Annotated in this window: 4 protein-coding genes; all 4 read right to left on the bottom strand. The window is 53.6% G+C overall.

Annotated features, from left to right (window positions below):
• Positions 1-231: 231 nt before the first annotated feature.
• Positions 232-1719, bottom strand: coding sequence for a CAP domain-containing protein (locus JKK62_RS14380; protein WP_201428508.1), 1488 nt, complete (start codon positions 1717-1719; stop codon positions 232-234).
• A gap of 128 nt (positions 1720-1847) precedes the next feature.
• A complete protein-coding gene (locus tag JKK62_RS14385; RefSeq protein WP_201428509.1) occupies positions 1848-3098 on the bottom strand; it encodes a glycoside hydrolase family 3 N-terminal domain-containing protein in 1251 nt (416 codons plus the stop codon).
• Between the two features lie 162 nt (positions 3099-3260).
• Entirely contained in the window at positions 3261-4613 is a 1353-nt protein-coding gene (gene gdhA, locus JKK62_RS14390) for an NADP-specific glutamate dehydrogenase (protein ID WP_201428510.1), read from the bottom strand.
• A gap of 342 nt (positions 4614-4955) precedes the next feature.
• Positions 4956-6284: FAD-dependent oxidoreductase (locus JKK62_RS14395; RefSeq protein WP_201428511.1), on the bottom strand; the 1329-nt coding region annotated here is incomplete at its 5' end.

Below are 6284 nucleotides of genomic sequence, written 5' to 3' on the forward strand. Positions count from 1 at the left end.
TTGATTGTTTGAGCGAAGCGAGTCACATTCATTCACGTTGGTGTTCAGAACCGAGGTAATATGAGGGTTTCTCCCTTCGGTCGATCAATTCATGCAATTCCTCAGTCCCCTTTCGGGGAGAGCTCCCTTTACCAAAGGGAGCCTTGGAAATCGACTACTCATATATTTTATGATACTTTTTCGACAAGCTGAAACGCCTCCAAACGGAGGCGTTTCGCATTATATTCCGGGTCAATAGGTAAAGGGGGATTGCAGACTGGTGCCGATCGCCGGATTAGACGGCATTTCAGCGAGCCAGCGCATCACAAGCGCGACATCAATCGCGCCGATCTCCTCGTCGCTGTCTATATCAAACAGATAATCGCAGAACTCGGATACCTTTATCAAAGATAAGCTTCGTTGCGCGGTGGTAACGTCCAGCACGCTGACCTCATCATCTCCGTCGGCGTCGCCGAGCAGAAATTTAGAATTCCTGACAATGACGTCCACATCAACATATGCCCCGCCGGTATAGACGGTGATCGTTGTTCTGCCCTCGCTGACGCCATAATAAACAGGGCGGTCTTTATATAACCAGATCCCGCTTACATCGGGATCCTCCGAGCGCCAGCTCACCTTAGGGGTATTCTTCGACAGAAGCGAGCTTGCAGTGTAATTGAAGTCGGCTCCCCACGAAGGACGGGTCATGACGGTCGTGCGATCAAGCTCAACCGAAGAGAGCGAGAAAAGGTTTGCCGTATATTCGATCGGCGCTTCTACGCCGTTTTTCGTAATACCGGTGATGCGGATATGCAGGGTGTCGTCGGCGGTGAAATCGGCGACCTTACAAATGATGCATCGGTCGATACCGAAGCTGCCGGTATTGACGTAAAACGCAGCGTCCTCGCTTTTGCTGTTGACCGTCCAGCTTCTGCCCTGTGTTTCGGAGCTGATCTCAACGGAAATCTTATCCGCGACTGGATCATCGTATGAGGCGCCCAGGCTGACGGTGATAAGCGAGCCGACAAAGAGATCGAGCGGCGTGTTCGCAGCAGGCCACGCGATATAATCGCCCGCAAAGCGACCTTCACGGCTCCTGTCCAGAGAATACATCGCGGTGAAATCGCCTACCTCGCCGAATCCGGTGTACTTCATCATCGGATTCAGTATCCATCGGCGGTGACCTGCGCGGTCGATATTGCTCTTATTAGAGTCATCCATCCATCCGTTCTGGAAAGAGAGCGGCAGGCTCTCGTGTTTCCATGCGATGTTACATTTGCCCGCGCCTTCCCTGCCAAGCTCATAGAGCTCATCGGACATTCCCTCGGGCTGATTGGGATAATGCGAGAGCGTATTGTTAGCGGCGTTGACCAGCATACCCGCCTGAGCAAGCTCGTTATACCCATCGTCGATCTCAACATCACACGGCAGTCCCGCGACGTACCGGTAAAAATTGAGGACGTTCAGCGCCTGGGTATAGGTGCTGTCGTCGAGCTTTCCAAGCCGATAATCTGCGGGATCCAGCGAGTATTCCTGAGCGTATCCGTCGACATGACTCAGATCGATATCAAGCTCCTTCGCCTTTGCAATGATCTCTTCTCTGGTCGGATAGTTCAGGTAAAAAGGATCGCCGGTACCGTAATAATAGTTGTCGATCCACGTTTCGCGTGCTCCCGCAGCAGCGGAACATACGGAACAAACCATAATAAACGTTAACGCAAAAGAAAGCAGCTTTTTCATCACGGACCTCCTGTTTTTCTTTCACTCTCGCCATAATCGATGTATCATCCTATTTTTATTATAACACACAGATATTTTTGTGCAATATATTCAGATGTATAAATTACTTCTTTCTTTTTATGCTGATTTCACATAATTCCGCGGTTATATTTCAGCGTCAGTATCCGCATAAGCTTTGTATCGAGCTGTTCCTCGGTGATACTGCCGTCGCTGAGCTTCTGCTCGATCGCGGAGATATATGCGTCGAGGTTATCGGGACAAAGGATCAGGTCGATATCTGCGTCGAAGATTCCCTGCACGATCTCGTCAAAATGATAGTTTTCCGTGATCGCGCCCATCATCATGCTGTCGGTCACGGTCACGCCGTTGTAGGCGAGATTCCCTCGAAGAAGCGACGGGACGATGACCTTGGAGAGCGTAGCGGGCTTGTCGTCGAGCGCGGGAACGGTCAGATGACCGATCATCACCATGTCGGCGCCCGCGTCGATCCCCGCCTTGAAGGGCAGCAGCTCGCCCGATTTCAGCTCGTCGGCAGTCTTGCTGACGGACGCGAGTCCGTTATGACTGTCCTCTAGGGTATCGCCGTGACCGGGGAAATGCTTGAGCGAACAAAGTACCCCGCCTTCGTGAAAGCCCGCAACAGCCGACGAAACCAGCGACGCCGCCTCGTTATAATCATCGGAATAGGCGCGTTCGGCGATGACAGTGTTCTCGGGATTCGTCCATACATCCGCGACGGGCGCGAAATCGAGATTGAAGCCGAAGCCGCGGATATCCGACGCGATGGCGCGCGCATTGTCACGGGCTGTCTGAGCGCCCTGCTCCCTGTAGGTGTACATATCGGAGAAGACGGTGGTTCCCAGCTTCTCGGCGCAGCGGGCGACGGTGCCGCCCTCCTCGTCCACACCGATGAACAAGGGCGTTTTTGAATAGCTTTGGGTATTGGCGATCATGGTTTTGACCTGTTCGGCGTCGATCAGGTTGTCCGAGAAGTAGATCACGCCGCCGACGGGATACTGCTCAATCGCGGCTTTTGTCTGATCGCCTGCCATGGACACGCTGTCTGCACCGGTGATCGCCTCGGGAGTCGCGATAAACAGCTGACAGATCTTCTCCCGCGTGGTCATGCCCGCGATATACTGCCTTGCCTTTTCGGCGGAACCGGGCTCGGCAGGGGCTTCGGTCTCCGTCTGCATGACGGTTGCGTCGACCGCCTGATACGGGGGCGGGTCGATGTCGGGCTTGATGAAAAACTGCGTCCACACCGCGATCCCGATGCAGACGAGCCCCACCGCGAACAGGACGATCCCGATGATGAGCCCGACTTTTTTGCCGGTATTCTTACGTTGTGTCGCCGGTTCCCGATAATGCCGTGCCATGTGATCAGCTCCCTTTATCAATCGTCATTGTGAAGCCCTGTGGCTATATCAACTGTTTTAATAGTATTCTGTTTTGAGATAGTTGTCAATAGAAAAACGCAAAACAAAAGGAGCTCCCGCGTGGGGAGCTCCGTATCTGCTACAATTCACAGGAAGTATTTATCAGACAATACCCTCAATACCCTGCAGAAGCATCGCGTTCGCAACGCGCTCGAAGCCTGCGATGTTCGCGCCGGCGATCAGATCGTCGCCCAGGTTGTACTTCTTGCAAGCAGCGATGGACTGATTGAAGATGTTGACCATGATGTTCTCCAGCTGAGCGTAGACGTCGTCAGCGGTAAAGACGGTGTGACCCGCGTTCTGGCTCATCTCGATGCAGGAGCAAGCTACGCCGCCGGCGTTAGCAGCCTTGGAGGGTCCGATAACGACGTTGTTCTCCTTGAGGTACTCGATCGCCTCGTTGGTGGTGGGCATGTTAGCAGCCTCGCACAGGAACTTGGTGCCGTTCTCGACCATCTTCTTGGCATCCTCGATGCGGATCTCGTTCTGAGTTGCGCAGGGGATGTACAGGTCAGCCTTAACGCCCCAGGGCTTCTCACCCGGGAAGAACTTCGCGTTCGGATACTTCTCGGCATAGGGAGAGCAGATATTCTTACCGGAGCCGCGCAGCTCGAGCAGGTAATCGATCTTGTCGCCGCTGATACCGTCCTCGTCGAGGATGTAGCCGTCGGGACCGGAGATGGTGATGACCTTCGCGCCGAGTTCAGTCAGCTTCAGAGCGGTACCCCAGGTAACGTTACCGAAGCCGGACAGAACGACCTTCTTGCCTGCGAGCTCCTCGCCGAAGTGCTTGAGCATCTCGCGCGCATAGAAGACTACGCCGTAACCGGTAGCCTCGGCACGACCCGCCAGACCGCCGTTCTCGGTGCCCTTACCGGTCAGAGTGCCGTCATAGCAATCACGGATACGCTTGTACTGACCCATCATGAAGCCGATCTCACGACCGCCTACGCCGATGTCGCCTGCGGGAACGTCGGTATCGGGACCGATGTGACGGAACAGCTCGGTGATGAAGCTCTGGCAGAAGCGCATGATCTCCATGTCGGACTTGCCGTTGGGATCAAAGTCGGAACCGCCCTTACCGCCGCCGATCGGCAGACCGGTCAGAGAGTTCTTGAAGATCTGCTCAAAGCCGAGGAACTTGATGATACCGATATATACGGACGGATGGAATCTCAGACCGCCCTTGTACGGGCCGATAGCGGAGTTGAACTGTACACGGTAACCGATGTTGACCTGTACCTGACCGTTATCGTCTACCCACGGAACGCGGAACTTGATCTGTCTCTCGGGCTCGACGATACGCTCGAGCAGAGCCAGCTTGCGATACTTCTCCTCGTTAGCGTCAACGAGGGGGCGGATGGAAGTGAGAACCTCTTCTACGGTCTGAAGGAATTCAGGCTCGGAAGCGTTCTTTTCTTTTACTTTTGCGATGACTTCATCAACGTAAGACATAAATATACCTCCTAAATATAGTGCTATAAAAGAATTATATTCTTCGGGCTTTGCCCAAAAGAAAAACTGCACAGTTAGGATTATATTACAAACGAATGTATTTTGCAAGATTTTTTCGCAAAAAATCATAAAAAAGAGCAATTTCGTCACTTTTCACAGAAAGAAATCGTGAAAATTGCAGTTGTATAGAATAGAGGTTGCAAAAGCTTCAACGCATTAATGCTTTAAAAGAAATAAGTGAATCGTCATTTCTATTGTCGATAAAACAGACGGTCATTCGTATGCTATTATTATTCTAAATAAGAAATAACCGCCATGCGAACACAGCGGTTATCATGAAGATTATTCGGTTATGAGTTCGAGCAGTTCCTCACGGCTGAGTCCCGAATTACGGGAGATTTCATCGTTCGGGATCACGCGGAGCACCTTACCGTTGTAACGAGATACAAGAACTGTAGCTTGCTGTCCGTTGATCGTGACGGTCTCTTCGGTATAAATCTCATCGAGCGGCACCTGCTTTTTGAGGTTGGCTTTCTCAGTCAGCGCGCCTGTGGGACAGAGCTGAACGCACAGTCCGCAGTTGTTGCACTTGGTCTGATCGAGCGGCAGCGCGAAGGCGGGGGCGGGCTCGGTGGTGAAGCCTCTGCCCATCAGCCCTAAAGCGTGGATATCCATGACCTCGCGGCAGCTTCTCACGCACAGTCCGCAGAGAATACATTTCGCCGTGTTGCGCTCGATAAAGGCGTTTTCGTCGTGGGTGTACTTTTGCGGCATCTCGCCCTTGAAGCGGCTCGGGTCAATGTCGTAGCGTTGCGCTACATTGAGCAGTTTGCACTTGTAATACTCGCGGCAGCCGCACTCGAGGCAGCGGCTCGCTTCCGCCTGCGCCTCTTCCTCAGTGAAGCCTAAGCTGACCTCGTCGAAGTTTTTGTTTCTTACCTCGGGGTCTAAAACGCGCGGCGTCTTTCTCGGCTCTTTCTTACGGTCAGAATAGTCTATTGTCGCTTCGTCACGCTTGGAGATATACGGAACGCGGGTGTCTAAGGCTTGACCGTTCAGATATGCGTCAACCGCCTTTGCACAGCGGTCAGCCTCGCCGATCGCTTCGATCGCGATGGACGCGCCGCGGTTGGTCGCGTCGCCGATCGCGAATACGCCGTCCATGCTGGTGGTAAAGAAATCGGGATCGGCTTCGATGTTGCCGCGGTCATTCAGCTGTAATTCGCTGACGTCGCCCTGCACGAGCTTCTGACCGATGGCGAGGATCACAGAATCGAGCGGTATTTCTTCCGTCTTGCCCTCGACGGGAACAGGTCTGCGTCTGCCGCTTGCGTCGGGCTCACCGAGCTCCATGATCTGGAGCGTGACGGATTTGAGCTTGCCGTTCTCACCGTTGAACGAGATCGGGTTGGTGAGGAACTTGTAGATCACGCCCTCTTCCTCCGCTTCGTCGATCTCGAGCGCGTCGGCGGGCATTTCGTTTCTGGTTCTGCGGTAGATGACATATACTTCTTTCGCGCCTAAACGAACGGCGGTTCTGCAAGCGTCCATAGCGGTATTACCGCCGCCGCAAATAGCGACCTTTTCGCCGATCGCGGGAGCATTGCCCTGAATAACGGCACGGAGGAAATCGATACCGCCGTAAACGCCCTCGAGGTCTTCGCCCGGGGT

The organism is Ruminococcus difficilis (genome assembly GCF_016680995.1).